Genomic DNA, 24,501 nt, shown 5'->3' on the forward strand with positions numbered 1-24,501 from the left:
GGTCCTCCTGTTCGGGATCGAGAGGTCTCCGGCCGGATGGTCGGCCTCACCGATCAATGCACGTGACCTTATGGGCCGCGCACTGAACCCGTTCTGAAGGGCGCTGATGGAATTCATTCATGTGAATGACTTCTTTGTCATGTTGCCCGTGCCGGCGCGAGATCACGTAATCGTTGAAACGGCCGGGAATGTTCCGCAGCCCTGGGTGTTCAAGTCAGCAGGCTTCGGTGTAAGATTACCGAGCACGATCAGGAACGATCAGGAGCAACCAGGAATGAGCAAGACGCCGCAGTTTCGTTGGAAGTTTTTGGGCCTCGCAGTGCTCTCGATGACACTCGCCGCCGGGCCGGTCATCTCGGCCTACGCCGCAGGCAGCGACAATCCCTCGCCGCCGGCCTCCGACAGCAGCGCCAGCAAGGGCAAGAAGGCCAAGAAGGACAAGAGCTCCGCGATCGACGATCAGAAGTTCCTCGCCAGCTACCGCGCCGCCTATACCACGATCTACGACCAGCACGACTATACCGCCGCGATCGAGCAGCTGAAGGCGCTCGGCCAGGACGACCGTGCCGACGTCGCCAATCTGATCGGCTACTCCTATCGCAAGCTCGGCGACTACAAGGTCTCGCAGGTCTGGTACGAGCGCGCGCTCAAGGCCGATCCGGCGCATGTGCGCACCTGGCAGTATTACGGCCTCTGGCAGGTCGAACAGGGCAACCGCGATCAGGCGCAATATCATCTGAACCGCATCGCCCAGCTCGCCGGCACCAACAGCGACGAATATCGCTCGCTCGCCGCCGCGCTGGAAAAGCCGCCCGGCACCGGCCTGGTTTACTGAGCGGCCGATCGTCCTGACATCAAGCCGGCGCCGTCACGAGGACCGCGCCGGCTTTTTGCTGCTCTGTAGGATCGGTGGAGCGCAGCGAAACCCATCGCTCGCATCGGCGGTGTCGATGATGGGTTTCGCGGAGTTTATCATTGGGCCGCGCTTTGCGCGAACCCGTTGGCTCTACCCATCCTTGGATCTTCGAAACCTTACGACGTCGCGGCGATCCCGACCTCGCGCCGGCGGCGGCCGAGAATGGCGAGCATCACAAGTGCTCCGATCGAGCAGGCGAGCGCGAGCTCCAGCACGGCATTGCTGCCGGACCGCGTCAGCAGCCAGGCCAGCAGCGGCGGCGACGCCGCCGAGATCAGGTTCAGCGGCAGCGCGATATGCGAGGTCGCCTTGGCGAATTCGCTCTTGTCGTAGAACACCAGCGGGATGGTCGCGCGCGCGACCGCAAGCGCGCCGCTGCCGAGGCCGTAGATCAGGATGAAAGCCGCGATCGCCCAGTAAGTGCCGTGACCGACGATCAGGATCAGCATCGCGACCGGCAGCAGCGTGCCGGCGACGAGCCCGGTCGTGATGCCGTCCCAGCGACCGCCGCCGAGGAAGTCGATCGCGCGCGCCGACACCTGCACGACGCCGAGCGTCGAGCCGAACGCGATCGCCTGGGCCGCCGGCAGCCCCTGCGCCTTCAGAAGCTCGACCAGCACCGCGCTGAAGCCGAAACTGACGAAGGCGTTGAGCCCGATCGCCGCGACCACCAGAAAAAACGTGCTCCTGCCGGCCGGCGGCGGCGCACCCGACCTCTCCGATGGCGATGCGGATGCCGCCTCGCCGACCGCCCGGCGCGGCAGCCCGAAGCTGTAGAGCGGCAGGCAGACGAGAGCCATCGCCGCGGCATAGGCCAGACAGGTGCCGCGCCAGCCCAAGGCCTCCGCGAGAAACGCTGTCGTCGGCCAGAAGATGCTGCTGGAAAGCCCGGTGACCAGCATGAGCGCGCCGATCGCGCCTTTCGCGTTCCGCCCGGCCACCTCGTTCAGCATGATGTAGGCGGCCGTGCTCAGCGCCGCGCTGCCGGCAGCACCGAGGATGGTCCAGGCGATGAAATACAACACCGGCTCGCGCGCGCAGGCCAGTGCCACGAAGCCGAGCGCGGCGATCACGCTGCCGGTCATCATGACGCGCCGCGCGCCTAAGCGCCGGAAAGGCTCCGCCAGCAGCGGGCCGCACAGGCCCATGGTCACGTAGAAGGTCGATGTCCCCGCAAACACCGTGGGAAGGGCGATCTCGAGGTCGGCCGCCATCCGGTGGCCGACGATGGCCGGCAGGCCGAGGGTCCCCCACCCGAACACTTGCGCAATAGCCAGCACGAGCAGGACGCCGGCGATGTCTCGATCCATTCCCGGGAACCGTGCCCGGCCCGCCTTCGCCATTCCCACCCGCCGCGCTTCAACCAAACGCCTTCGCTAACCGATGTGGCATGACGATATCATGACCGGCGCCGTCCGGACCGGTTCGGGCCCGGCGACATCCCCAAGGATTCACGGATCAAGCGATTACGGATCAAGGGATTACGGATAATGCTCGAGGCGCCGGTCGGGCTTTGGCGGGCGGTTGGCACCCACCGTGTTGCCCGCCGCGGCGCCATCCGGCTTCGCGGGATGCGTCGCCCTCTCGGTCGGCGGGCCGCTGTCGCCGGTCTTCGTGTTGCTGTTCAGCGCCTGGCCGATGGTGGTCAAATTGGCCGCCTGCCCGGCCCCCGCCGAGCCGGTCGAAGGGCCGGAGCTCTGTGCCAACACGGTTCCCGATAGCACCAAGGCCGCCATCAGTATTGCCGCGTTGACTGTCATGGAGGGGGCCTTCTGCACACGAATGATGCACAGCAACGCGCGGCTGCTCCGGACGTTCCCCCGGCGCCCTCATTTAAGGTAAATGCGAGGCGAATTCTGTACCCTGTCGCGGCCAATGGCAGGGAGCACAGGCATTCGCGGCTCGATCAGCCGTGCGCCGCCGTCGGACCGCGCAACGCCCCCTCGCGATACTCGGCCCAAGCCTGCCGCAGGATCTGCACCGACGAGGTCAGGAATATGGCCGCCATCACGGCGGCAACCGCGAGATCGGGCCATGGCGTGGCCGTTCCCCAAACCCCCAGAGCCGCCACCATCACGATGAGGTTTCCGATCGCATCGTTGCGCGAACAGAGCCAGACCGAGCGGACATTGGCATCGCCGTCCTTGTACGGTAGCAGCAGCAGAACCGACCCAACATTGGCCGCGAGTGCCAACGCACCGATTGCGCCCATCACCTCGGCTCTGGGCACGCCGAGCACGAACGTCTGATAGACGGTCGAGCCGAACACCCACAACGCCATCAGGCTCAGCGACGCGCCCTTCAGCAGCGCCGCGGAGGCACGCATCCGCAAGCTGGCGCCGATCACCGCAAGGCTCAGTCCGTAGGTGACCGTATCGGCGAGGAAGTCGAGCGCATCCGCCTTGAGCGCCTGCGAGCCGGCCAATTGACCTGCGATCATCTCGGTCAGGAACATCGCGCCATTGATGCCGATGACGGTCCAGAGAATGCGCTTGTAGCGCGGGTCAAGGCCGTCGAAGATCGGAACGCCGCCCGAGCAGCCGCACGCATCCGCCGCGCGATTGCGTTCCCCCGCTCGCACGCCAGCTTTCATCGGAAGCGTCAGTGGCGGTGGCGCACAGCATTGGGAGGTCTTCTGCTCGCAGCAGTCGCTCATTGATCTTCCTTTCGGAGAACAGGATAGGACCGCCGATGCCACGGATTCAACCCTGTCCGCGTGGAACAGCGCCAATCCGCGCGTCACTCACCACCGCAACAATCGCGGACCCAGCGCCGCGCCTGCGATCGTACAGAACAAAATCGTTCCGCCGTACCAGACCGCGACAAAAGGCAGCGAATCGTCGGTGCAGTGAAGCGCATAGGCCAATGCGCTGATGCCGCCGGCGAGCAGGCCGGCGAATGCGCCCGCCCGGCGCAGATCGGTCGGCGCCGCCTGTCGCACCGCCCACATCGCCAGTGCAAACGGCACAACCGCAATCACCGGGATCGACACCAGGCACTCCAGCCACGCGTCACCTGCGACCATCCGATTCCAGTGCGAGGCAGGCGCCGCGCCGAGGCTGACAACGGCCAGCGCAACGATCAGCAGGAACGGCAGGATGACGAGCAGCGCACCCGGCTTCGACCCGCCGCCGGGGCGCGACAGCCTGATCAGGTCAACTGCCGCCACGCCGGCGACGGCTGCGGCAAGGGCGATCTTCACACCCAGCAGTGCACACGCGCCGGCGATGGACAGACCCGTGCGCGGCCCAAATCCGATCAGGATGGCCGCCACGGAAATGGCTGCTCCGGCAGCGACGGCCAAAGCGATGCGGCGGCCAACCACCCTGAAATCCACCGGGCCGATACCTGCGCTCAGTGCCGCAACAAGATCGTCGGTTTTCATCGGCTGCTCTCCGCCGGCGCCGGCCGTTCTGACGAACGCTGCCTTCGTCAAGTTCAAGTTCCCGTCTCTATCACAAGAGGCGCCTTCCAGCGCCTCTTTCGGCCAGCGCAGCAGGTTGCGGTCGAGATTGGTCGTCCGACGCCCGTGCCGATCAGCCAAGGGCCCCGCACTAGAAGCCGTGCGACGGCGGAACGGAGGATTTCGGACCGCCGGAATAGCGCCACGCATTGACTTCCCCGGCATGTCCGGCGGCGGGCTCGGCCGTCCAGCCGATCGCAGCGTAGGCGTCACGCGGCGCATGTTGCGCGGTGATCGGGTGGTAAACGCTGCGGCTTGCCGCGGACGTCGACGCCCCGGCATGCGCGGTCGCGGACATCGCCACAAGCGACGTCAGGAGTGAGATGGTGAGAATGGGCTTGGTAAACTTCGTCGACATTGTCTGCTCCGTTTTCATTTTGAATCGCGCTCCATGCGCGCTTCTGCAAGGGAATACGGGGCCCTTCTCCGGCCGGTTACACGATCACGCCGAGGTGAGGATGGAGGATTTCGGCGGCAACGCGGCATCGAGCCACGCAGGAAATTGAAAGGCCGCCGTCAGGCGTCGCGGTCCCTGCGAATGAAGGACGCCAGCGCCTGCAGGCCGCGGTGGACGCTGATCTTCACGTTGGATTCCGACATGCCGTAGCGCGCCGCGGTTTCCGCGACGCTGTTTCCCTCCAGCTTGACCGCCTCGATCGCCTGGCGCGTCTTGCGCGGCAGCCGGCCGAGCAGCTTCGCCATGTCGTGCGTGCTCTCTGTCGAGCTGTGATCGTCCGCCGCCATCAGATCGTTACGGTCGTCGATCGGAACATTCATCCGCGACATCTTGTTGGCGCGGAGGTAGTCGATCAGCTTGTAGCGCGCGACCGCGTGCAGCCAGGGCGTGAACAGCGCCCCGGGGTCGTAGGTGTGGCGCTTGAGATGAACAGCCAGCAGGGACTCCTGGACCAGATCCTCCGCTTCTTCCGCGCTGCGCCCGGCTCCAATCAGCCTGCGCTTGTAGTAGCCGCGAAGACGCGGCGCGAGCTTCGCCAGCAGCGCGCCGTGGCTGGCCGCATCGCCGCGCTGGCTCGCCAGCATCAGCGTCTTGAGCTCGATCTCATCGCTGGTCATGTCGGCTGTCCTGCCTCGCAGTTCGGCTCACCTAGGCGATGGGCTCGAGCGTGCGCGCGCGTGCCTGCGTAGTCTCGACAGCGGTCTCCGGCTGCAGCTCGCCGCTGTCGCCGGCCAGCGGCAGCCGAAAGCCCTTCACCATGGCGAAGATCGCGGGAATCACGATCAGCGTCAGCAGGGTCGACGAGATCATGCCGCCGATCATCGGCACCGCGATGCGCTGCATGATCTCGGAGCCGGTGCCGGTGCTCCACATGATCGGCAACAGCCCGGCCATGATCGCGACCACCGTCATCATCTTCGGGCGGACGCGCTCGACCGCGCCCTCGATGATCGCACGGTGCAAATCGTCGCGACGAATCGTGCGTCCCTCGGCAGCGCGCCGCGCCGTGATCTCGGCCAGCGCATGGTTGAGGTAGATCAGCATCACCACACCGGTTTCGGCGGCGACGCCGGCGAGCGCGATGAAGCCCACCGCAACCGCAACCGACAGGTTGAAGCCGAGCGCCCACATCAGCCAGAGCCCGCCGACCAGCGCGAACGGCAGCGACAGCATCACGATCATGGTCTCCGCCACCGAGCGGAAGTTGAGGTAGAGCAGCAGGAAGATGATCGACAGCGTCACCGGCACCACGATCTTGAGCCGCGCGGTGGCGCGTTCGAGATATTCGTACTGTCCGCTCCAGACCACGTAAGTGCCCGGCGGAAACTGGACGGCGGCCTGCACCGCGCGCTGCGCATCCGCGACATAGCCGCCGAGATCGCGCTCGCGGATATCGACATAGATGTAGGTCGCGAGCTGCCCGTTCTCGGTCCGGATCGTGGTCGGCCCACGCGCCGGCTTGATATCGGCGACCTCGCCGAGCGGCACCGCCCCGCCCGCCGGCATCGCCACCAGGATGTCGCTCGCGATCGCACCGGGATTGTCGCGCAAGTCGCGCGGATAGCGCATGTTGACGGTGAAGCGCTGGCGTCCCTCGACCGTCGTGGTCACGCTTTGGCCGCCGAGCGCGGTCGCGATCGTGTCCTGCACGTCCTGCACGGCGATGCCGTAGCGCGACAACGCCTCGCGGTTCGGCGTGATCTCGAGGTAATAGCCGCCGAGACTGCGCTCGGCATAGGCCGACGAGGTGCCGGGTACGCCCTTCAAGACCCCCTCGACCTGGCGGGCGAGCTTGTCGATCACGGCGAGATCGGGACCGATCACCTTGACGCCGACCGGGGTGCGGATACCGGTCGAGAGCATATCGATCCGCGCCTTGATCGGCATCGTCCAGGCGTTGGAGACGCCGGGAAATTGCAGCGCCTTGTCCATCTCGGCGATCAGGCCGTCGAGCGTGACGCCCTTGCGCCATTGCTCCTTCGGCTTGAGGTTGACGATGGTCTCGAACATCTCCGACGGCGCCGGATCGGTCGCGGTCGCGGCGCGGCCGGCCTTGCCGTAGACCGAGGCGACTTCCGGAAAGCCGCGGATGATGCGGTCCTGGGTCTGCATCAGTTCGGCCGCCTTGGTCACCGAGATGCCTGGCAGCGTGGTCGGCATATAGAGCAGCGTGCCCTCATTGAGGTCGGGCATGAACTCGGTGCCGAGCTGCCGCGCCGGCCAGACCGTGACGGCGAGTGCTGCGAGCGCCAGCACGATCACCAGCGTCTTGGCCCGCAACACGCCGTTGATCACGGGACGGTAGATCCAGATCAGGAAGCGGTTGATCGGGTTCTTGCGCTCGGGGACGATCCTGCCGCGGACGAAGATCACCATCAGCGCCGGCACCAGCGTCACCGACAAGAGCGCCGCCGCCGCCATCGCAAACGTCTTGGTGAAGGCGAGCGGCGAGAACAGCCGCCCCTCCTGCGATTCCAGCGTGAAGATCGGCATGAAGGACACGGTGATGATCAGCAGGCTGAAGAACAACGCCGGTCCCACTTCTGCCGCCGCCTCGATCAGGATAGCGACCCGCGGCCGGCCGGGCTCGGCGCGCTCGAGGTGCTTGTGCGCGTTCTCGATCATCACGATCGCCGCGTCGATCATGGCGCCGATCGCAATCGCGATGCCGCCGAGACTCATGATGTTGGAGCCGATCCCGAGCAGCTTCATCGCGCCGAACGCCATCAGGACGCCGACCGGCAGCATCAGGATCGCCACCAGCGCGCTGCGGACATGCAGCAGGAACACGAAACAGACCAGCGCGACCACGACGCTCTCCTCGAAGAGCGTGCGTTTCAGCGTCTCGATCGCCGCATAGATCAGGTTGGAGCGGTCATAGACCGGCACGATCTCGACCGACTTCGGCAGGCTGGTCGCGATCTCCTTGAAGCGTTTCTTGACGTTTTCGATCACGTCGAGCGCGTTGACGCCGAAGCGCTGCAGCACGATGCCGCTCGCCACCTCGCCCTCGCCGTTCAGCTCGGCGATGCCGCGCCGCTCGTCGGGGCCGAGTTCGACGCGGGCGACGTCGCGCAGCAGCACCGGCGTGCCGTTGTCGGTCTTCAGCACGATGTTGCCGAGATCGTTGATGTCCTTCAGATAACCCTTGCCGCGGATGACATATTCGAACTCGGATAGCTCGACGGTGCGGCCGCCGACATCGGCATTGCTGGCGCGGATCGCGTCGCGCATCCGCTGCATGGTAATGCCGCGGTCGCGCATCCGCTGCGGATCGAGGATCACATTGTACTGCTTGACGAAGCCGCCGACGCTCGCGACCTCGGCCACGCCCTCGGCTCTGGCAAGGGCGAACTTCAGGTTCCAGTCCTGGATCGTGCGGGTGTCCGCCAGGTTCAGCTCTTTCGACATCACGGCATACTGGTACACCCAGCCGACCCCGGTCGCGTCGGGGCCGATGGTCGGCGACACACCGGCCGGCAGCCGCGACGCCGCGCCGTTGAGGAATTCGAGCACGCGCGAGCGCGCCCAGTAGATGTCGGTGCCGTCCTCGAAGATCACATAGACGAAGGAGACGCCGAAGAACGAGAAGCCGCGCACGACCTTCGACTTCGGCACCGTCAGCATCGCCGTGGTCAGGGGATAGGTGACCTGATCCTCGATCACCTGCGGCGCCTGGCCGGGATATTCGGTGTAGACGATGACCTGGGTGTCGGAGAGATCGGGGATCGCATCGAGCGGCAGATGGAGCAGCGCGTAGAGACCCGCGGTGGCCGCAAAGCCGGTGCCGAACAGCACCAGCAGCAGGTTGCGCGCCGACCACGCGATGACGCGAGCAATCATGGCTTGCCTCCGCCCGTCATCTCGCCGTCGCCCGCCGCCTGCGCTGCGCCGGCCCCGCCAAAGCCCTTGATCGCCGCCTTCAGATTGCTTTCGGCATCGATCAGGAATGTCGCTGACGTGACGACCGCATCGCCCTCGGCGATCCCGTCGCGGATTTCGACATAACCGTCGCCGCGCCGCCCGAGCTTGACCTCGCGCGGCTCGAACCGTCCGTTACCCCGGTCGAGCAGCACGGTCTGCCGGCTCCCGGTATCGAGGATGGAGTTGTCAGCCACCGTGAGCACCGGCGCCGGGCTGCCGGTATCGATCTCGGCATCGACATACATGTCCGGCAGCAGCGCGAGATCGGCGTTTTGCAGTTCGATCCGCACCCGCGCGGTGCGCGTCTCCTTGTTGACCTGCGGGTAGATCATGGCGATCTGGCCCGCGAACGCGCGGCCGGGATAGCTGCGCGCGCGCACCGTGACCTTCTGGCCGACCACGATGTTGCCGAGATCGCGCTCGGCGACATCGACCAGCGCCCACACCATTGAGACGTCGGCGATCCGGAACAGCACCTCACCGGGCTGGGCGCGCATGCCCTCGATCGCGGCACGCTGCAGCACGATGCCGTCGCGCGGCGACGACCACGGAATTGCGATCGGAACCGTGCGGCTCTGCTCCATCTCGGCGATCACGGCCTCGGGCACGTCGAGGTTCATCACCCGCTGCCGCGAGCCCCGCCCGTATGGATCGATCCCCGCAGCCGCTTTCGAGCCGATGGTCGCAACATACTCGGCGGCGGCCGACGACACCGCCGGGCTGTAGATCTCCATCAGCTTCTGTCCCTTGGTCACGCGGCTGCCGGTCGTGACATCGGCGACCTTCTGCACATAGCTCTCGGCACGCATCGCGATCACGGAGACGCGCCGTTCGTCGAGCTGGATCGTGCCGGGGGCGCGGACCAACGTGCGGATGCGGCGCATCTCCGCCGCTTCGGACTTGACGCCGGTGCGCTGGATCTTGCCGGGCGACAGCGTGATCGAACCGTCGTCGCTGTCGTCGCCGTCATAGACGGGGATGTAGTCCATCCCCATGGTATCCTTCTTCGGCGCCGGCGAGGTGTCGGGAAGCCCCATCGGGTTGCGGTAATATTTGATCTTGCGCTCGCCCTTCGCGGCCGCGGTCTTGATGTCCGCCGGCCGCTCAGGCGCCCCGGATTGCGCATCGGCATCCGGAAAAACCGGCAGATAGTCGCGCCCGTCCGCCGTCTGCTTCGGCGTCGCCGCGTAGAACGGCTTGCCGTCGGGATCGCGGTAATAGATCGGCGCTGCGCTCTCCGCAGCCTGCGCGGCAGAGACGATGGCGGTCGCCGGCCGCGGCGGCAGGCCGTGACCGGTCCATGCGGCGCCTGCCGCTGCGGCAATCGCAGTGGCAGCGCCGGCCCAAGTGAGGGCCCACGCGAGGCGGCTCATTGCTCGGCCGTGACGACGAGCTTGTTCTCGACCGAGCCGGTCTCGCCCTGCACCTTGGCGCCGAGCGACAATTGCCAGCGGCCGGCCATGCCGAAGGTTGCCTTGAACCGGTAGGTGCCGGGCTCGGTGCCCGGCATCGGCGTCACCTTGGTGGCCATCTCCTGCATGCCGTCGGGCGCCATGTCGAGCCGGGTCGAGAAGATCACCGCGTCGGGAACGGCCTTTCCGGTCGTCTTGTCGACCAGCCGCACCGTGACGATGCGATCGTCCCCGGCCTTGACCGTCGGCTGGATGAGCTGGAATTCGTAGTTCTTGATCTCGGCGTGGGCGGGCGCACCGGCCAGGGCAACGCCGATCAGCGCGGCCGCAGCGGCCCGCGCGAGGTGGAAAGTCTTCATGGTTAAGATCCTCGATACGTCTGATGCACCGCGTGAGCGGCACGCGACGACACGCGCGCCATCAGGCGCACGCGTCAGCGATCAGGCGCTTGCGCGCCCGTCAGACGTCGGTTCGAGGCGGATGATCCGGAGGTTTGGCGCCGAGGCCGTCAAGCAGGCGGTCGTCGCGCGCGGCGAATCCGCCTTGCGATGGTTCGCGTGCGATCAGCGATGCGGCACCGGCAGGAAGCGGCAGCGAGACGCTCAGCATGCAGAGCGCAAGGAACGGACAGTCGTCGCAGCCCTTGCTCTTGGTCTGGTCCGGGCAGCACGGCATGTCGTCGGCCATCGCCTGCCCCGACATGGCCTGGTCGGTCATTGCCTGGTCCGACATGACCTCGTGGCCGGACATCGCCTGCATGGCGGTGGCCGATGCATCCGGCATCATCCTGGCAAACGCCGGCGCCACGGGCGCGAGCAACAGCCCGGCCGCGACGAGCAGCAGAATCCAGAGATTGGCGAGCCGCTTCACATGCATACCTGCTTGTCGCATGGATCAATGCAACCTGCAAATTCACGATTCCGCCAGCTTGGCCTCGCCCAGCGGCGTATCGGGACGTCCCCGGCACGAAGGAAGCCCTGCGGCTGTCGATTCGAATGCGTCCAGTCAGCGGGACTGAGCGTAGGGTGCAGCATTCATCAGCAGCACCCCAAAAAGAAGGACCAGATAGAGCATCGAAAACACGAACAAGCGACGAGCTGGCCGCCATTCCTTGTCGTGGCTCCGACGTACCTGCCATGCGAGAACAATCATGATCGCTCCCAGCACCGCCCCGGCCGCGCCATAGATGGCTCCCGCGAACCCCAGTGCACAAGGCAGCAGTGAGGTCAGAACCAGAAGCACGCTATAGAGGAGAATCTGGCGCTTTGTTTCGGTCTTGCCGGCTACGACCGGCAACATCGGCACACCGGCGCGGGCATATTCTCCAGCAAGATTAAGCGACAGTGCCCAGAAGTGCGGTGGCGTCCAAAGGAAGATGATCAGAAACAGGATGAGCGGCTCGAGCCCGACATTTCCGGTGACCGCAACCCAGCCGATCACCGGAGGGAGTGCACCAGCGGCACCGCCAATGACGATGTTTTGCGGTGTTCGGCGTTTGAGCCACATCGTGTAGACGACGACGTAGAAGAAAATTGTGAAAGCAAGCAGTGCAGCAGCGGCCATGTTCAGCAAGGTGCCGAGGGTCAGGACGGCGCACGCTCCGAGCATCAATCCAAAAACCAATGCTTCCGAGCGCGATACGCGGCCGCTCGGAATTGGACGGATGGCGGTACGCGCCATCACCGCATCGATGTCGGCGTCGTACCACATATTGAGCGCAGCTGCGGCGCCGGCTCCCGCAGCAATGCAGACGAGAGCAGCGACGCCGGTGACGGGATCGATGCCGCCTGGTGCGACCATGAGACCGACCAGTGCGGTAAAGACGACCAGCGACATGACGCGCGGTTTCGTCAGTGCGACGTAGTCTCCGATGTTGGCATAGCTCCGGCGAAGAATTGAACGATTGATTTGCACGAGATTGATTCCTCGTCAGTTCGATACTCAAAAGGCCATCGGTTGAAGGCCTTGGTTGCAGCACAACCGTCCTGCTTCTAGCTCGCTGACGCGAAAAACATGACCCGAAGCAGATGCGTATAGTCGGATTCGAACACCATGATCGCTACAAAAACCAGCACCAGCACCGGCGGCAACAGGATGGCGTAGGCCAACGCCAACCGCTCCCAGGCCATGTGCATGAACACAGCGACGATCAGGCCGGCCTTCAGCACCATGAACAGCAGGATCAATGACCAACGGAGATGGCCATGGATGCCAAAGAAGTCGACAAGGTATGAGCAGGTACTGAGCACGAACAACCATCCCCAGACCACGAGATAGAGCTTGATCGGGTGCTGCTGGCCCTCGGCGTGCGTGGCTCCCGATGCGACTGCGTCATGCACATAAGTGTGGAGCGCATGTTGCGTTGCCTGCCCTTCCACATGTACCGCTGCGTTTGTCATGCGCTTACCTCACCAGAGATAGAAGAAGGCAAAGATGAACACCCACACGAGATCGACGAAGTGCCAGTACAGGCCCATGATCTCGACGATCTCGTAATGCCCCTTCCGGCTCGTGAAGAAGCCACGCCGCTCGACGTCGAAATCGCCCCGCCAGACCTTGCGCGCAATCGCGATCAGGAAGATCACGCCGATCGTCACGTGCGTGCCGTGGAAGCCGGTTATCATGAAGAAGCATGAACCAAACTGCGCCGCGCCCCACGGGTTGCCCCAGGGCCGCACGCCCTCCATGATCAGCTTGGTCCATTCGAACGCCTGCATTCCGACGAAGGTTGCGCCGAACGCCGCGGTGGCCACCATCAAGGCCGCCGTTTTGACGCGATCGCGGCGATAACCGAAATTGACGGCCATCGCCATCGTCCCGCTGCTCGAGATCAGGATGAAGGTCATGATGGCGATCAGGATCAGCGGGATGTGCTGGCCCGCGATATTGAGCGCGAAGACTTCGCTTGGGTTGGGCCACGGCACGGTCGTCGACATCCGCGCCGTCATGTACGACAGCAGGAAGCAGCTGAAGATGAAGGTGTCGCTCAAGAGGAAGATCCACATCATGGCCTTGCCCCAGGACACGTGCTTGAAGGCACGCTGGTCCGAGGCCCAGTCAGCGGCGATACCTCGCCATCCGGGTATCGTTCCGGGCGGCGCGTTGGGGGTTGCCAGTGTGGTTTCCGTCATTACTTCCTGCCCTCGCTAGCTGAGCAACTGGCGACAGATGTCGACGATATTGTCGGTCCAGCCCGTCAGCAGACCGAGCAAGACCAGCCAGACCAACAACAGGAAATGCCAATAGATCGCGCAGAGCTCCACACTCAGGCGCACCTGCATCATCGGCGCGCCGCGCCACACCTTTGCGGTGGTCCTGCCGAGCGCAACCAGTCCGCCCGTCAGATGCAGTCCGTGCACCGCGGTGATCAGGTAGAAGAAGGAATTGGCTGGATTGGACGCCACGAAATAGCCGGCGACGTTCAGTTGCTGCCACACCCATAGCTGCCCGGCCAGGAACGTCATGGCGGATGCTCCGCCGATCAGCAGGCCGACGATCAAGCCGTCAATGTCGTCGCGTCGCGCGGCGATCAGCGCCCATTGCAGCGCCACACTGCTCATGACCAGGACGCCGGTATTGAACCACAACAGTCTGGGCAGGGGCAGCTCCCGCCAGTCCACCATGCTGTTGCGCATGGAGTAGGCGCTGATCAGGAGCGCGAACAACGAGCCGACGACCGCGAGAAACACGCCCAGTCCGATCTTCGCCGTCGGCACCGACGAACCGCTCTCACCGCGAAGATCGACGTCCACGCCCTGCTCCAGCCAGGGTTTGGCCGCCAGCCGCTGCTGCGAGAGCCACCATCCCGCGATCGCTGCAATTGTAGCAATGAACAGGATGATGGCGCTCACGGATGGGCTCCCTGCGCCACCAATCCGGCCGGCGGTTCATTCTGCGGCACAAAGTCCCTGGGGGCACCGGGCACGCTGTAATCGTAGGCCCAGCGATAGACGATCGGGAGTTCCTTCCCCCAATTGCCATGCCCGGGCGGGGTTTCCGGTGTCTGCCACTCCAGCGAGGCGGCTCCCCAGGGATTGCCGCCAGCCTCTTTTCCTTTGAACAGGCTCCAGATCATATTGAACAGGAAGACAAGCTGGGCGAAGCCGACGATCAGCGCCGCCACGCTCATGAACGCATTGAGGTCATGGGCGGATGCCGGGACGAAGGTTGTCTCGCCGATGTCGTGATAGCGGCGGGGCATCCCGAGCAGGCCGAGATAGTGCATCGGGAAGAACACGGCATAGGCCCCGATGAACGTCACCCAGAAGTGGAATCGCCCAAGCGCCTCGTTGAGCATGCGTCCGGTGATTTTGGGATACCAGTGATAGATTCCGCCAAACACGGCCATGATCGGCGCGATCCCCATCACCATGTGGAAGTGCGCGACGACGAACATCGTGTCGGACAGCGGAACGTCCACGACCACGTTGCCGAGAAACAGCCCGGTGAGACCGCCATTGACGAATGTGATGATGAACGCGAGGGCGAACAGCATCGGCGTCGTGAGATGGATGTCGCCGCGCCACAACGTCAGCACCCAGTTGTAGACCTTGATGGCGGTGGGGACCGCGATGATGAGCGTCGTGGTGGCGAAGAAGAAGCCGAAATACGGGTTCATGCCGCTCACATACATGTGGTGCGCCCACACGACGAAGCTGAGCGCACCGATGGCCACGATCGCCCAAACCATCATGCGATAGCCGAAGATGTTTTTTCGCGCGTGGACGCTGATCAGATCGGAAATGATGCCGAAGGCCGGCAAGGCGACGATGTAGACTTCGGGGTGGCCGAAGAACCAGAACAGATGCTGGAACAGGATCGGGCTGCCGCCGCCATACTTCGTCAGCTGGCCCATCTCGACCAGCGTCGGCATGAAGAAGCTGGTTCCCAGCAGGCGGTCCAGCAACAGCATCACCGAGGCGACGAACAGCGCCGGGAACGCCAACAGCGCCATCACGGTGGCCGTGAAGATGCCCCACACCGTCAGGGGCATGCGCATCAACGTCATGCCGCGCGTACGCGCCTGCAGCACCGTCACGACGTAATTGAGCCCGCCCATCGTGAAACCGATGATGAACAGGATCAGCGAGGCCAGCATGAGAACGATGCCCCAGTCCTGCCCGGGGGTGCCGGAGAGAATCGCCTGCGGCGGATAGAGCGTCCAGCCGGCGCCGGTCGGCCCGCCCGGCACGAAGAACGTCGCGGCCAGCACCAGCACGGCGAGCAGGTAGACCCAGTAGCTCAGCATGTTCACGTAGGGGAAAACCATGTCCCGCGCGCCGACCATCAGCGGGATGAGGTAGTTGCCGAAGCCGCCAAGGAACAAGGCGGTGAGCAGGTAGATCACCATGATCATGCCGTGCATGGTGATGAACTGAAGGTACTCATTGGCATCGATAAAAGAGAATGTACCGGGAAATCCCAGTTGCAGGCGCATCATCCACGACAGCACCAGCGCCACCATTCCGATCGACATTGCCGTCATCGAATACTGGACGGCGATCACCTTGGCGTCCTGCGAAAAGACGTACCTCGTCCACCAGCTCTTCGGGTGATAGAGCTCGACCTCACTCACTTCGGCGGGCGGTATGCCTGCGACCTGATCAAACGGGATATCGACCATCGGAATTCCCTCCTTGGTCTTCTGTTCAGCGACGAGTTCGCTTCACAATATCCGGCGCATCCTCGTCGGCACCTTCATTCGCTACCGGTCTTGTACGCGGCCTTCGCGACGCCGCGCTGGCCTGACAATTCCGCAAACGTCCGCTGCTTCTCGAGCCACGCGTGATATTCCTTCTCTTCCTCCACGACGACCTTGCTCCGCATCTGCGCGTGCGCGGCGCCGCATAGCTCCGCACAGAGGACGTCGAATGTTCCGGTACGCGTGGGCGTGAGCCAGTAATACGTCACCGAGCCCGGGATCATGTCCATCTTCGCCCGGAACTCGGGCACGTAGAAATCATGCAGAACGTCGATCGAGCGGAGCAGCACCTTCACCGGCTTTCCAATCGGCAGATGCAGATCCTCGTTTTGAACGACGACGTCGTCCTGTCCGTTCGGATCATTGGGATTCAACCCGAGTGGATTGTCGGAACTGATCAGGCGCGCATCTGACGTGCCGAGCCGGCCGTCCTTTCCGGGAAGCCGATAACTCCACATCCACTGTTGTCCGACGACCTCGACGTCGGTCGCGTCGTCGGGAACGGTGACGAACTGGTGCCAGACGACCAGGCCGGGCGCCAACATGGCGGCGACGCCGACCGCCGTCACGATGCTGAGCCACCATTCGAGCTTCTTGTTTTCGGGATTGTAGGCGGCCCGCCGTCCCTCCTTGTGGTGGAAGCGGAACACGCAATAAGCCATGAACGCGATGACCGCGCAGAAAACCGCCCCGGTGATCCAGAATGTCAGATTGATCGTGTCGTCGATGTAGCGCCAGTTTGAGGCGATCGGCGTCCACCACCACGGGCTGTAGATGTGAAACAGCACCGAGGCGACTGCAACCAGGAGCAGCACGAGCGCGACAGCCATCCCTCATTCCTCCTTGCCATTGAAGGCTGCGGAGACGAACGAAAGGGCGGAGCTCACGTCAAAGGTATGGTGTCAAGGTATGGTGCCACGTACACCATCACCGTGCCTTTTGCCTCGCCCATTCTGCCGGTCGCGACGCTGGGACATCATGACAAAGGGTCAACGTCACGACCGCAATCTCATCGGAGCTTGGGGGCGTTCAGTGCATTCAAGATGGTACTCGTCGAGCCCGGCGTCAATAGAGGAGTATGTCCCGCCTTTGTCCGGCGCGAGTTGGCGCGAATGCATTGCATGCCGGCGAGCACCGATCGGGACCCACCATCAGATGGTGCATCGCAAAACCTGGCTTGTGCGATTGCACAATTCTCGCGACCGCGTTCGCCACCTTGCTTCTGCCGCGCATCGGACTAGTTTGACTGGACCGGTTGCGACAGATGTCGTCCGGCAAGCTCCTTCTGGTTGAATCTGATTTGCCGGACTCGGTCGCGATTTTCGCGCATGAGGCGGATGTGCGTGTTTTGAGGGCGCTCCGTTCCCCTGCGACCACCAGCAAGGAGGCCGGAACCATGACCACAGTATTCGCACGGCCCAAACTGCAATTGTTTGGCGTCTCGACCGCTTACGTCGTTCGCAAGATCAGCATTTCCGACTTGGGCAACGCGCTGCGCCTGGGCTGGGAAGACTTCAGCGCAATCCCGACCCACGCCATCGTCCTGTGCGTGATGTATCCCATCCTCGGACTTGCCCTGTTCAGGCTTGTGCTTGGCTATTCGGTGCTGCCTCTGCTGTTTCCGCTCGCCGCCGGCTTTACCCTGATCGGTCCTTTCGCCGCACTCGGCCTCTACGAACTGAGCCGCCGCCGCGAGCGCGGAGAGCAACCAGGTATCTGGGATGCAATGCAGGTGCTGCGCTCGCCGTCGTTCGGCGCCATGCTCGAACTTGGTGTCCTCCTGTTCGTTCTGTTCGGAGTCTGGATCGCCGCCGCGGACGCGATCTACATTGCGACTTTCGGCTATGCTCCGGCTGCGACCATCCCTGATTTCGCAGAGCGCGTGCTGACGACGCCCGAAGGCTGGTCGCTCATCATCATCGGATGCGGCGTCGGCTTCCTTTTCGCCCTGGTTGCCCTGTGCGTCAGCGTCGTCTCATTTCCACTGATGCTCGACCGCCATGCGACAGCGATCGATGCGATCCGCACCTCGATACGGGCCGTGATGATGAATCCAATTGAGATGGCCGCGTGGGGATTGATCGTCGCGGTATTGCTGGCCGTCGGCTCACTGCCATTCTTCGTCGGTCTCTGCGTCGTTCTGCCGGTACTTGGTCATGCGACCTGGCATCTTTACAGGAAGGTGATCGAGCCTGACCCGAATCCTCCGCAAGAAGAGCCCCGCCCGCCGATCGGTCACCGCTACGCGGCCGATTTCCCGGCCTCTCTCTTCCCGTGGAGCCGTGAGCGTTAGTGATACCGGCGCGAGCCAGAGATTGACGAACCGCCTCAGATGCATGCCCGCTTGTCGGATCAATGCGGGGCGCAAATCCGCTTGGCTTCACGATCGCGCCAGCATTCCGTCACGCCCGGGCATAGCCGTCCGAAGGACGGCGTCGCTTCCGCTCGCCTATGCCCGGACATGACGGCCGGTAGCTTACGTTTGCTTCAACAATGCCGGGTCGACCGGCATCTTTCGCAGCCGCTTGCCGGTCGCCGCGAAGATCGCATTGCTGATCGCAGGCACGATGCCCGATGTCCCGGTCTCACCCATGCCGCCGGGCGGCTCCGAACTCGGCACGATGTGGACCTCGATGGCCGGGGCCTGATCGATGCGCAACATCTGGTAGCTGTCGAAGTTGGTTTGCTCGATGCGCCCGTCCTTCAGCGTGATCTCGCCATAGAGCGCGGCAGTGACGCCGAAATTGATGCCGCTTTGAAGCTGCGCCTGCACCGTGTCGGGATTGACCACGGTGCCGCAATCCATCGCGCAGACGACGCGGTGGACGCGAACCGAACCGTCCTTGGCAACCTCAACCTCGGCAACCTGCGCAAGGTAGCTGCCGAACACGAATTGCAGCGACACGCCGCGTCCACGCCCGGCAGGCAGTTTGCCGCCCCAGCCGGCCTTGGCCGCCACAAGCTCCAGCGCCGCCTTGGCGCGCGGCGACTTGCCGAGCAGCGCCTTGCGATAGTCGACCGGATCCTGCTTGGCGGCCGCCGCCATCTCGTCAATCACGCTTTCGGTGACGAACACATTGTGCGAGGGACCGACGCTGCGCCAGAACGCGGTCGGAATGCCGGGCGGCTCGACCCGGACATACTCGACGTGGAAGTTCGGAATGTCGTAGACGAGATCAATCGCGCCCTCCGTCGTGTCGGGGTCGAGACCATTGCGGAACGCCGGCGGCGCCCATCGCGCCAGCACCGACGAGCCGGCGAAGCGGTTGTTCCAGGCGATCGGCTTGCCGGATGCATCGAGTCCGACCGCAATCCGGTCGCACCAGTAGGGACGATACATGTCGTGCTGAATGTCCTCCTCGCGGGTCCACACCAGCTTGACCGGCGCATCGACCTGGTTTGCGATTTGCACGGCGCGAATGACACCATCGACCTCGAGCCTGCGGCCAAAGCCGCCGCCGAGCAGGTGATTATGCACCACGACCTTCTCCGGCGGCAGGTTCAGCACCTTCGCGGCCACCGCCTGGGCACGCGAGAGCGCCTGGCTGCCGACCCAGATCTCGCAGCTGTCGGGGCGCACGTGCACGGTGCAGTTCATCGGTTCCATCGTCGCATGGGCGAGGAACGGCAGCTGATAGGTCGCCTCGACTTTCGTCGCAGCGCCCGCCATCGCCTTGTCGGTGTCGCCGATGTTTTGCGCGACCGTGCCCGGCTTGGTGGTGGCGGCTTCGAGCTCGCGCGCGATATCTGACGTGGCGAGCTTGGCGTGGGGCCCCTCGTCCCACTCGATCACGAGCGCCGCGAGACCTTTCTTCGCCGCTCCCATATGATCGGCCACCACGGCGACTGCGTCATCGAGCTTCACGATCTGGCGCACGCCGTTGACGGCTTTTGCCGCTGCGTCATCCACGCTCTTCACCCGCCCGCCGAACACCGGCGACTGCGCCAGCGTCGCGATCTTCACCCCGGGCGGCCGTGCGTCGATGCCGTAGACCGCCGAGCCGTTGATCTTGGAGGGTGTGTCGAGCCGCTTGGCCGGCGTGCCGATCAGCTTGAACTCGGCCGGGCTCTTCAGCGTCACATTCTCCGGCACAGGCATCTGCGCCGCGTCAGTTGCCAGCTCGCCGTAACCCAGCTTGCGTCCGGAGGCTGCATGATGCACCTCGCCGTTCTCGGCGCGACACGAAGCGGGCTCGACGTTCCAGCGTTTCGCCGCGGCTGCGACCAGCATCGCCTTCGCGGTGGCGCCGGCTTTCCGCATCGGCTGCCAGCCGCCGCGCATCGCGTTCGAATTGCCGGTGGCCTGCACGCCAAGCAGCGGGTTGGCATACAGCTTGTCGCTCGGCGGCGCGTGCTCGAGTTGCACCTGCTTCAGCCCGATCTCGAGCTCCTCGGCGATCAGCATCGGGATCGAGGTGTAGGTGCCCTGCCCCATCTCGACATAAGGCATGGTCAGCACGACCTTGCCGTCGCCGCCGATCCGGATGAAGGCATTCGGCGCGAAGCCATCGGCGGCCGCGGCTTCGCTCTCGCGGCCCGCGAACGGCAGACTCACACTGAGCAGCAGGCCTCCGCCTGCGATCGCGCTCGCGCGGAGGAAGTTGCGCCGCGACAGATCGGCGGAGCGCTCAGACACATTGTCCATCAGCGTCATGATCAACCTCCCGACTGCGCGGCTTGCTTGATGGCTTCGCGAATGCGGACATAGGTGCCGCAGCGGCAGATGTTGCCCGACATCGCGTCGTCGATATCCGCATCGGTCGGCTGCGGCTTGCTCGCAAGCAAGGCTGACGCCGACATGATCTGCCCGGACTGGCAGTAGCCGCATTGCGGCACCTCATGCGCAAGCCAGGCGTCCTGGATCTTCTTGCCGGCCGGCGTGGTGCCGACCGCCTCGATGGTCGTGATCTTGGAGTCCCCGACGCTGTCGATCGTCGTGATGCAGGAGCGCACCGCGGCGTCATCGAGATGCACCGTGCAGGCGCCGCACAGCGCCATGCCGCAGCCGAACTTGGTGCCGGTCATGCCGAGCACGTCGCGCAGCACCCACAGCAGCGGCGTATCGCCGTCGGCATCGACCGAATGACTGAGACCATTGATCGTGAGCTGGAAAGGCATCGTGACACTCCTGTCCTGGTTCGAGACCCGCGCGGTCCGCGCCCCTCCGGGCGCAACCGGCCACATTCCAAAGCAATCGTACGCGCATTCGCGCTGATTGCTCACTCGTGGTAATAAATACAAATGCTGCGCCCTATAAGCGGCGCTTTGATCCGCAATGAAATAACCATTGGTTTATAATCATGGACCGACTGACCAGCATGTCCGTGTTCGCCCGCGTTGCCGATCTCGGCTCCTTCACCGCGGCCAGCCAAGGAGTTGCGGATGTCGCCGACCATGATCGGCAAGCATATCCGGTTTCTCGAGGATCGGCTCGGCTCGCAATTGATCAACCGGTCGACGCGGCGGCAGGGCCTCACCGAGCTCGGCCGCAGCTATCTCGATCACTGCAAGCACTTGCTGGAACAGGCCGAGGCCGGCGACGCGCTGGTCGAGGAGGCCTTGAGCGCGCCGCGCGGCAAGCTCCGCATCGCGACCTCGGTCGCCTTCGGATCGTACAGCCTGGCGCCCACGCTCGTCCGCTTCATGAAGAGGTACGCGGAGGTATCGGTCGACCTCGTCCTCAGCGACAAGATGGTCGATCTGCTCGAGGAAGGGCTGGACGCGGCGATCCGTGTCGGCACGCTGACCGACTCCACCATGATGTCGCGCTCGCTGTCGCCCTATACCGGCGTGGTTTGCGCCGCGCCGGGCTATCTGGCCGAACACGGCACGCCGACCCATCCGGCGGATCTCGCCGGCCATGAATGCCTGCGTTATCCCGGCTGGTCGGACGGACAGCGATGGACCTTCTTCGGGCCGGAGGGCGAGGTGCATGTCGATGTCGAGAGCCGCCTGACCATCAACAGCGCATTCGGCATCCGCTATGCGGCGCTCGCCGGCGCTGGCATCGTGCTGATGCGCGACGAGTTGCTCGCCGACGATATCGCCGCGGGGCGGCTGCAACTGCTGCTGCCGAACTACACGACGCAAAGCCGCGCGCGCCAGATCCTGTGGCCGAAGAACCGCAAGATGACCCCGAAGCTGCGGGCGCTGATCGACTTCATCGTGGAGACGTATGGGTGACGGGGTACGGCATGCCGAGTGCGCCCCGCGAATTCAATCACTGAGTTGCCCGACGGCGCAAGCCCGCCTTACAAAATATTTCGACTTTTCGGAAGCGCAGTGTAGTGTATGGTTCGCTCGTCTCACCCGATCGAGGGGCGCTTCGCGATCGTCACGAACGCGGTGTGGGATGCGGTGGACGCTGAGATCACGACGGACGAAGCGTGATTGAGGCGGACGGTGAAGTCGTGTGGTCCTGACGCCCTAGTGGCCGGTGTCCCCTTGTAAGACGCAATTGCGTCTTGCGAAGGCGGTGACAAACAAGCCAAGTCTCGCCGGGGAGAGCACGAAGTAAGCCGTAACCCATCGCGCAGGGAAAGCCGGATTGCTCCGGTTACACCTGTGGTCCTACCCCCGTGCTTTCTACTTTTGCACGGGGCCCATGGGTGCGATCGGCACCCGGCTTTCCCTGCGCCCTCTGCTCAAGAGAGGCGGAACGAGATGCAAGACTCGGACGATTCATGTCGCGAGAATGTAGATGTGTGACTCACTGGTAGCGTAACAAATTCAGTGTCGTCCCGGCGCAGGCCGGGACCCATAACCACCGAAGGTGATTGTTGCACGACGCTAGGGCCACAGCTTTCCTCACCAACCCAATCCTGGGGTTATGGGTCCCGGCCTGCGCCGGGACGACGACAACATTTGCGGCGGACAGCGCAATCCACGCAGCCATCCCCCCTCACCTCATCAGCGCCTCGGCCTCCTTGCGGAACGCCTGGCGGGAGCCGTCGCGGGAGTAGAACATGTGGCCGCCGGGATAGACCACGAGCCTGGTGCGGCTCGGGCCGGCAAAAGCCGGCAGCTGGTCGAGGATAATCTTCGAGGCGAAGTATGGCGTGGCGAGATCGAACAGGCCGTGGCCGATCAGGAGCTTCAGCTTCGGGTCGAGCGCCAGCATCTGGCGCAGCTGCGTCACCGACTCCGCCGGGCTGATGCCGTGACCGAACTCCCAGGCCTTGTTCACGTTCTCGCTGAGCAGATGATAGGAGCCGTCCGGCCGCCAGTTCAGCTTGCGCGTGGTGAGGTCGACGGCAGCGCTGGTCAAGGGCGCCATCAAGGGATCGCCGGACGGATCGTTGAAATGGAAGTAGCTGGAATCCGGATAGGGATCGAAGCCCTCGACCGAGGCGTCGTAGCGGCCGGTCACCTTGCCGTTCTTGCGATCGAACTCGCGGCGGAATTCGCCGATGTCGAAACGGCCGGCCAGCCTGCGGCTCACCGCCTGATCGATGCCGGTCAGGCTCGCGACCCTGTCGGCGAGCCGCGTGGTGGCCTCGGCATCGGCCTGGCCCCTGACGAGGTCGAGCAGGAAATCGCTCTGCGCATAGCGCTCGACATCGGCAAGATCCTCGCGCGTCACCGCTCCCTTGGCCTGCCGCGCAACCGCCGTCATGGTCGGCAGGCTCGCGACATATTGCAGAAGGCTGGAGCCGGTATATTCGCGGAAATCGAGCACCGGCGAGATCAGGATCAGGCCGCGCGGGCCGACGCCCTGCTGCATTTGCAGGTTGCGCACCACCTTGGGCCCGCGAATGCCGCCATAGCTTTCGCCGACGACATATTTCGGCGAGGTCAGCCGGTCGTATTTCTCGAGCCAGCGGCGGATCACCAGCGCGACCGAATTGGCGTCGCCGTCGACCGTGAAGAAGCGCTTGCGCGCATCCTCGGATGTCGTGACGAAGCGGCTGTAGCCGGTGCCGACCGGATCGATGAAGACGAGATCGGTGAAATCGAGCCAGGTGTCGGCATTCGCCTGCAGCTCGGGCGAGGCCGAGGACACCGCGCCGTCGCCATCGAACGGCAGCCGCCACGGCCCGACATTGCCGAATTGCAGCCAGGCCGACGCCGAGCCCGGACCGCCATTGAACAGGAAGGTCACCGGACGGCTCGCCTTCTCGGCGCCGTCGAGCTGGTAGGAGGTGTAGGCGATGTCGGCGAGCGGCTCGCCCTTGTCGTCGAACACGCGGATCGAGCCCGCGGTCGCGCTGAAGGCGAGCGTGCGGCCGGGCAGCGCGACGGATTGCTTTGTGGTGGAGTCCGGCGGCAGGCGATGCTGCTCGGCGGCGGGCGTGCTGGCCGCGGCGTTGGCGCCGGAGCCGGCCTCACCGCGTCCTCCCCGTCCCTTCTGGCCGCTGGGAGCCTGCGCGCTCGGCGACGGCGAAGGCTGCGGGGTCTCGTCATCGGCCCGCGCCGCGGTCGCAAGACAGGCCACCAACAGCGCCGCAGCACACCGTGTCGCAAAACTGTTAGCCATGTCGTTCACTCCGTAGGCCGGCGTTTACGCATTCCACCTGGAAATTGCGCTAGCTTGGCGGCACCTGTAGGGCATGCGGTCCGTTCCCGGACCATCTCGACAACGCCGCCCGGGATGTATAGACGAGCGCGGCGTATTCCGTGCCAAACGAG

The 24,501-nt window shown here is 64.4% G+C and carries 23 protein-coding genes; 3 read left to right on the forward strand and 20 right to left on the reverse strand.

What is annotated here, in order from left to right:
* Positions 1 to 274 precede the first annotated feature (274 nt).
* Entirely contained in the window at positions 275 to 835 is a 561-nt protein-coding gene (locus tag G6P99_RS29165; protein WP_029080161.1) for a tetratricopeptide repeat protein, read from the forward strand.
* Between the two features lie 197 nt (positions 836 to 1,032).
* Here G6P99_RS29165 and G6P99_RS29170 read toward each other — a convergent pair whose 3' ends face one another.
* The 16 genes from G6P99_RS29170 to coxB form a co-directional block, all read right to left on the reverse strand.
* Positions 1,033 to 2,226 (reverse strand): MFS transporter, encoded by a 1,194-nt coding sequence (locus G6P99_RS29170; protein WP_029080160.1) that lies wholly within the window; start codon positions 2,224 to 2,226, stop codon positions 1,033 to 1,035.
* Positions 2,227 to 2,397: 171 nt separating this feature from the next.
* Complete coding sequence (locus G6P99_RS29175; RefSeq protein WP_029080159.1) at positions 2,398 to 2,676, reverse strand: hypothetical protein; 279 nt, start codon at positions 2,674 to 2,676, stop codon at positions 2,398 to 2,400.
* A 146-nt stretch (positions 2,677 to 2,822) separates the two neighbouring features.
* Complete coding sequence (locus G6P99_RS29180) at positions 2,823 to 3,572, reverse strand: cation transporter (RefSeq protein WP_029080158.1); 750 nt, start codon at positions 3,570 to 3,572, stop codon at positions 2,823 to 2,825.
* 87 nt (positions 3,573 to 3,659) lie between these two features.
* A complete protein-coding gene (locus G6P99_RS29185; protein WP_165124362.1) occupies positions 3,660 to 4,301 on the reverse strand; it encodes a DUF1109 domain-containing protein in 642 nt (213 codons plus the stop codon).
* 169 nt (positions 4,302 to 4,470) lie between these two features.
* Entirely contained in the window at positions 4,471 to 4,737 is a 267-nt protein-coding gene (locus G6P99_RS29190) for a hypothetical protein (protein WP_035976627.1), read from the reverse strand.
* 158 nt (positions 4,738 to 4,895) lie between these two features.
* The gene (locus G6P99_RS29195; RefSeq protein WP_165124365.1) at positions 4,896 to 5,453 is read right to left on the reverse strand and encodes a sigma-70 family RNA polymerase sigma factor; all 558 of its coding nucleotides are present in this window, start codon (positions 5,451 to 5,453) and stop codon (positions 4,896 to 4,898) included.
* A gap of 31 nt (positions 5,454 to 5,484) precedes the next feature.
* The gene (locus G6P99_RS29200) at positions 5,485 to 8,679 is read right to left on the reverse strand and encodes an efflux RND transporter permease subunit (protein ID WP_029080154.1); all 3,195 of its coding nucleotides are present in this window, start codon (positions 8,677 to 8,679) and stop codon (positions 5,485 to 5,487) included.
* Entirely contained in the window at positions 8,676 to 10,133 is a 1,458-nt protein-coding gene (locus tag G6P99_RS29205; protein WP_051346142.1) for an efflux RND transporter periplasmic adaptor subunit, read from the reverse strand. Before G6P99_RS29205 ends, G6P99_RS29200 begins: the two co-directional genes overlap by 4 nt.
* Positions 10,130 to 10,531, reverse strand: coding sequence for a FixH family protein (locus tag G6P99_RS29210; RefSeq protein WP_029080153.1), 402 nt, complete (start codon positions 10,529 to 10,531; stop codon positions 10,130 to 10,132). Before G6P99_RS29210 ends, G6P99_RS29205 begins: the two co-directional genes overlap by 4 nt.
* A gap of 100 nt (positions 10,532 to 10,631) precedes the next feature.
* Positions 10,632 to 11,063: a DUF2946 domain-containing protein gene (locus tag G6P99_RS29215; RefSeq protein WP_029080152.1), complete on the reverse strand. Its 432-nt coding sequence runs from the start codon at positions 11,061 to 11,063 to the stop codon at positions 10,632 to 10,634.
* Between the two features lie 114 nt (positions 11,064 to 11,177).
* A complete protein-coding gene (locus G6P99_RS29220; protein ID WP_029080151.1) occupies positions 11,178 to 12,086 on the reverse strand; it encodes a heme o synthase in 909 nt (302 codons plus the stop codon).
* A gap of 77 nt (positions 12,087 to 12,163) precedes the next feature.
* Positions 12,164 to 12,571, reverse strand: a complete 408-nt coding sequence (locus G6P99_RS29225; RefSeq protein ID WP_029080150.1) for a cytochrome C oxidase subunit IV family protein — start codon at positions 12,569 to 12,571, stop codon at positions 12,164 to 12,166.
* A 9-nt stretch (positions 12,572 to 12,580) separates the two neighbouring features.
* Positions 12,581 to 13,303 carry a heme-copper oxidase subunit III family protein gene (locus G6P99_RS29230; protein ID WP_029080149.1) on the reverse strand — a complete coding sequence of 241 codons (723 nt, stop codon included), beginning with the start codon at positions 13,301 to 13,303 and terminating at the stop codon, positions 12,581 to 12,583.
* 15 nt (positions 13,304 to 13,318) lie between these two features.
* Entirely contained in the window at positions 13,319 to 14,023 is a 705-nt protein-coding gene (locus tag G6P99_RS29235) for a cytochrome c oxidase subunit 3 (RefSeq protein WP_029080148.1), read from the reverse strand.
* Positions 14,020 to 15,795 carry a cytochrome c oxidase subunit I gene (ctaD, locus tag G6P99_RS29240; RefSeq protein WP_029080147.1) on the reverse strand — a complete coding sequence of 592 codons (1,776 nt, stop codon included), beginning with the start codon at positions 15,793 to 15,795 and terminating at the stop codon, positions 14,020 to 14,022. The genes G6P99_RS29235 and ctaD overlap by 4 nt, the downstream gene beginning before the upstream one ends.
* 74 nt (positions 15,796 to 15,869) lie before the next feature.
* Entirely contained in the window at positions 15,870 to 16,703 is an 834-nt protein-coding gene (gene coxB / locus G6P99_RS29245) for a cytochrome c oxidase subunit II (RefSeq protein ID WP_029080146.1), read from the reverse strand.
* A 566-nt stretch (positions 16,704 to 17,269) separates the two neighbouring features.
* Between coxB and G6P99_RS29250 the strand changes: the two genes are divergently transcribed.
* Complete coding sequence (locus tag G6P99_RS29250) at positions 17,270 to 18,166, forward strand: DUF2189 domain-containing protein (RefSeq protein WP_029080145.1); 897 nt, start codon at positions 17,270 to 17,272, stop codon at positions 18,164 to 18,166.
* A gap of 183 nt (positions 18,167 to 18,349) precedes the next feature.
* Here the strand turns inward: G6P99_RS29250 and G6P99_RS29255 are convergent, their stop codons facing one another.
* The 3 genes from G6P99_RS29255 to G6P99_RS29265 all read right to left on the reverse strand — a co-directional run bounded on the left by G6P99_RS29255 (position 18,350) and on the right by G6P99_RS29265 (position 21,269).
* Positions 18,350 to 20,527, reverse strand: a complete 2,178-nt coding sequence (locus G6P99_RS29255; RefSeq protein WP_051346141.1) for a xanthine dehydrogenase family protein molybdopterin-binding subunit — start codon at positions 20,525 to 20,527, stop codon at positions 18,350 to 18,352.
* Between the two features lie 2 nt (positions 20,528 to 20,529).
* Positions 20,530 to 20,991 (reverse strand): (2Fe-2S)-binding protein, encoded by a 462-nt coding sequence (locus G6P99_RS29260; RefSeq protein ID WP_029080143.1) that lies wholly within the window; start codon positions 20,989 to 20,991, stop codon positions 20,530 to 20,532.
* Positions 20,992 to 21,092: 101 nt separating this feature from the next.
* Complete coding sequence (locus G6P99_RS29265; protein WP_246709654.1) at positions 21,093 to 21,269, reverse strand: hypothetical protein; 177 nt, start codon at positions 21,267 to 21,269, stop codon at positions 21,093 to 21,095.
* Here G6P99_RS29265 and G6P99_RS29270 point away from each other — a divergent pair.
* Entirely contained in the window at positions 21,256 to 22,056 is an 801-nt protein-coding gene (locus tag G6P99_RS29270; protein WP_245284617.1) for a LysR substrate-binding domain-containing protein, read from the forward strand. The genes G6P99_RS29265 and G6P99_RS29270 overlap by 14 nt on opposite strands.
* Before the next feature lie 718 nt (positions 22,057 to 22,774).
* Here G6P99_RS29270 and G6P99_RS29275 read toward each other — a convergent pair.
* Positions 22,775 to 24,349 (reverse strand): S10 family peptidase, encoded by a 1,575-nt coding sequence (locus tag G6P99_RS29275; RefSeq protein WP_029080142.1) that lies wholly within the window; start codon positions 24,347 to 24,349, stop codon positions 22,775 to 22,777.
* Positions 24,350 to 24,501 lie beyond the last annotated feature (152 nt).

It is taken from the genome of Bradyrhizobium sp. 6(2017) (assembly GCF_011058295.2).
Lineage (GTDB): Bacteria > Pseudomonadota > Alphaproteobacteria > Rhizobiales > Xanthobacteraceae > Bradyrhizobium > Bradyrhizobium septentrionale.

Bases quoted from the DNA above. Each gene is read 5' to 3' on its own strand.
- G6P99_RS29165 (WP_029080161.1), top strand. From the start codon at position 275: ATGAGCAAGACGCCGCAGTTTCGTTGGAAGTTTTTGGGCCTCGCAGTG.
- G6P99_RS29170 (WP_029080160.1), bottom strand. From the start codon at position 2,226: ATGGATCGAGACATCGCCGGCGTCCTGCTCGTGCTGGCTATTGCGCAA.
- G6P99_RS29175 (WP_029080159.1), bottom strand. From the start codon at position 2,676: ATGACAGTCAACGCGGCAATACTGATGGCGGCCTTGGTGCTATCGGGA.
- G6P99_RS29180 (WP_029080158.1), bottom strand. From the start codon at position 3,572: ATGAGCGACTGCTGCGAGCAGAAGACCTCCCAATGCTGTGCGCCACCG.
- G6P99_RS29185 (WP_165124362.1), bottom strand. From the start codon at position 4,301: ATGAAAACCGACGATCTTGTTGCGGCACTGAGCGCAGGTATCGGCCCG.
- G6P99_RS29190 (WP_035976627.1), bottom strand. From the start codon at position 4,737: ATGTCGACGAAGTTTACCAAGCCCATTCTCACCATCTCACTCCTGACG.
- G6P99_RS29195 (WP_165124365.1), bottom strand. From the start codon at position 5,453: ATGACCAGCGATGAGATCGAGCTCAAGACGCTGATGCTGGCGAGCCAG.
- G6P99_RS29200 (WP_029080154.1), bottom strand. From the start codon at position 8,679: ATGATTGCTCGCGTCATCGCGTGGTCGGCGCGCAACCTGCTGCTGGTG.
- G6P99_RS29205 (WP_051346142.1), bottom strand. From the start codon at position 10,133: ATGAGCCGCCTCGCGTGGGCCCTCACTTGGGCCGGCGCTGCCACTGCG.
- G6P99_RS29210 (WP_029080153.1), bottom strand. From the start codon at position 10,531: ATGAAGACTTTCCACCTCGCGCGGGCCGCTGCGGCCGCGCTGATCGGC.
- G6P99_RS29215 (WP_029080152.1), bottom strand. From the start codon at position 11,063: ATGCGACAAGCAGGTATGCATGTGAAGCGGCTCGCCAATCTCTGGATT.
- G6P99_RS29225 (WP_029080150.1), bottom strand. From the start codon at position 12,571: ATGACAAACGCAGCGGTACATGTGGAAGGGCAGGCAACGCAACATGCG.
- G6P99_RS29230 (WP_029080149.1), bottom strand. From the start codon at position 13,303: ATGACGGAAACCACACTGGCAACCCCCAACGCGCCGCCCGGAACGATA.
- ctaD (WP_029080147.1), bottom strand. From the start codon at position 15,795: ATGGTCGATATCCCGTTTGATCAGGTCGCAGGCATACCGCCCGCCGAA.
- coxB (WP_029080146.1), bottom strand. From the start codon at position 16,703: ATGGCTGTCGCGCTCGTGCTGCTCCTGGTTGCAGTCGCCTCGGTGCTG.
- G6P99_RS29250 (WP_029080145.1), top strand. From the start codon at position 17,270: ATGACCACAGTATTCGCACGGCCCAAACTGCAATTGTTTGGCGTCTCG.
- G6P99_RS29255 (WP_051346141.1), bottom strand. From the start codon at position 20,527: ATGACGCTGATGGACAATGTGTCTGAGCGCTCCGCCGATCTGTCGCGG.
- G6P99_RS29260 (WP_029080143.1), bottom strand. From the start codon at position 20,991: ATGCCTTTCCAGCTCACGATCAATGGTCTCAGTCATTCGGTCGATGCC.
- G6P99_RS29270 (WP_245284617.1), top strand. From the start codon at position 21,256: ATGTCGCCGACCATGATCGGCAAGCATATCCGGTTTCTCGAGGATCGG.
- G6P99_RS29265 (WP_246709654.1), bottom strand. From the start codon at position 21,269: ATGGTCGGCGACATCCGCAACTCCTTGGCTGGCCGCGGTGAAGGAGCC.
- G6P99_RS29275 (WP_029080142.1), bottom strand. From the start codon at position 24,349: ATGGCTAACAGTTTTGCGACACGGTGTGCTGCGGCGCTGTTGGTGGCC.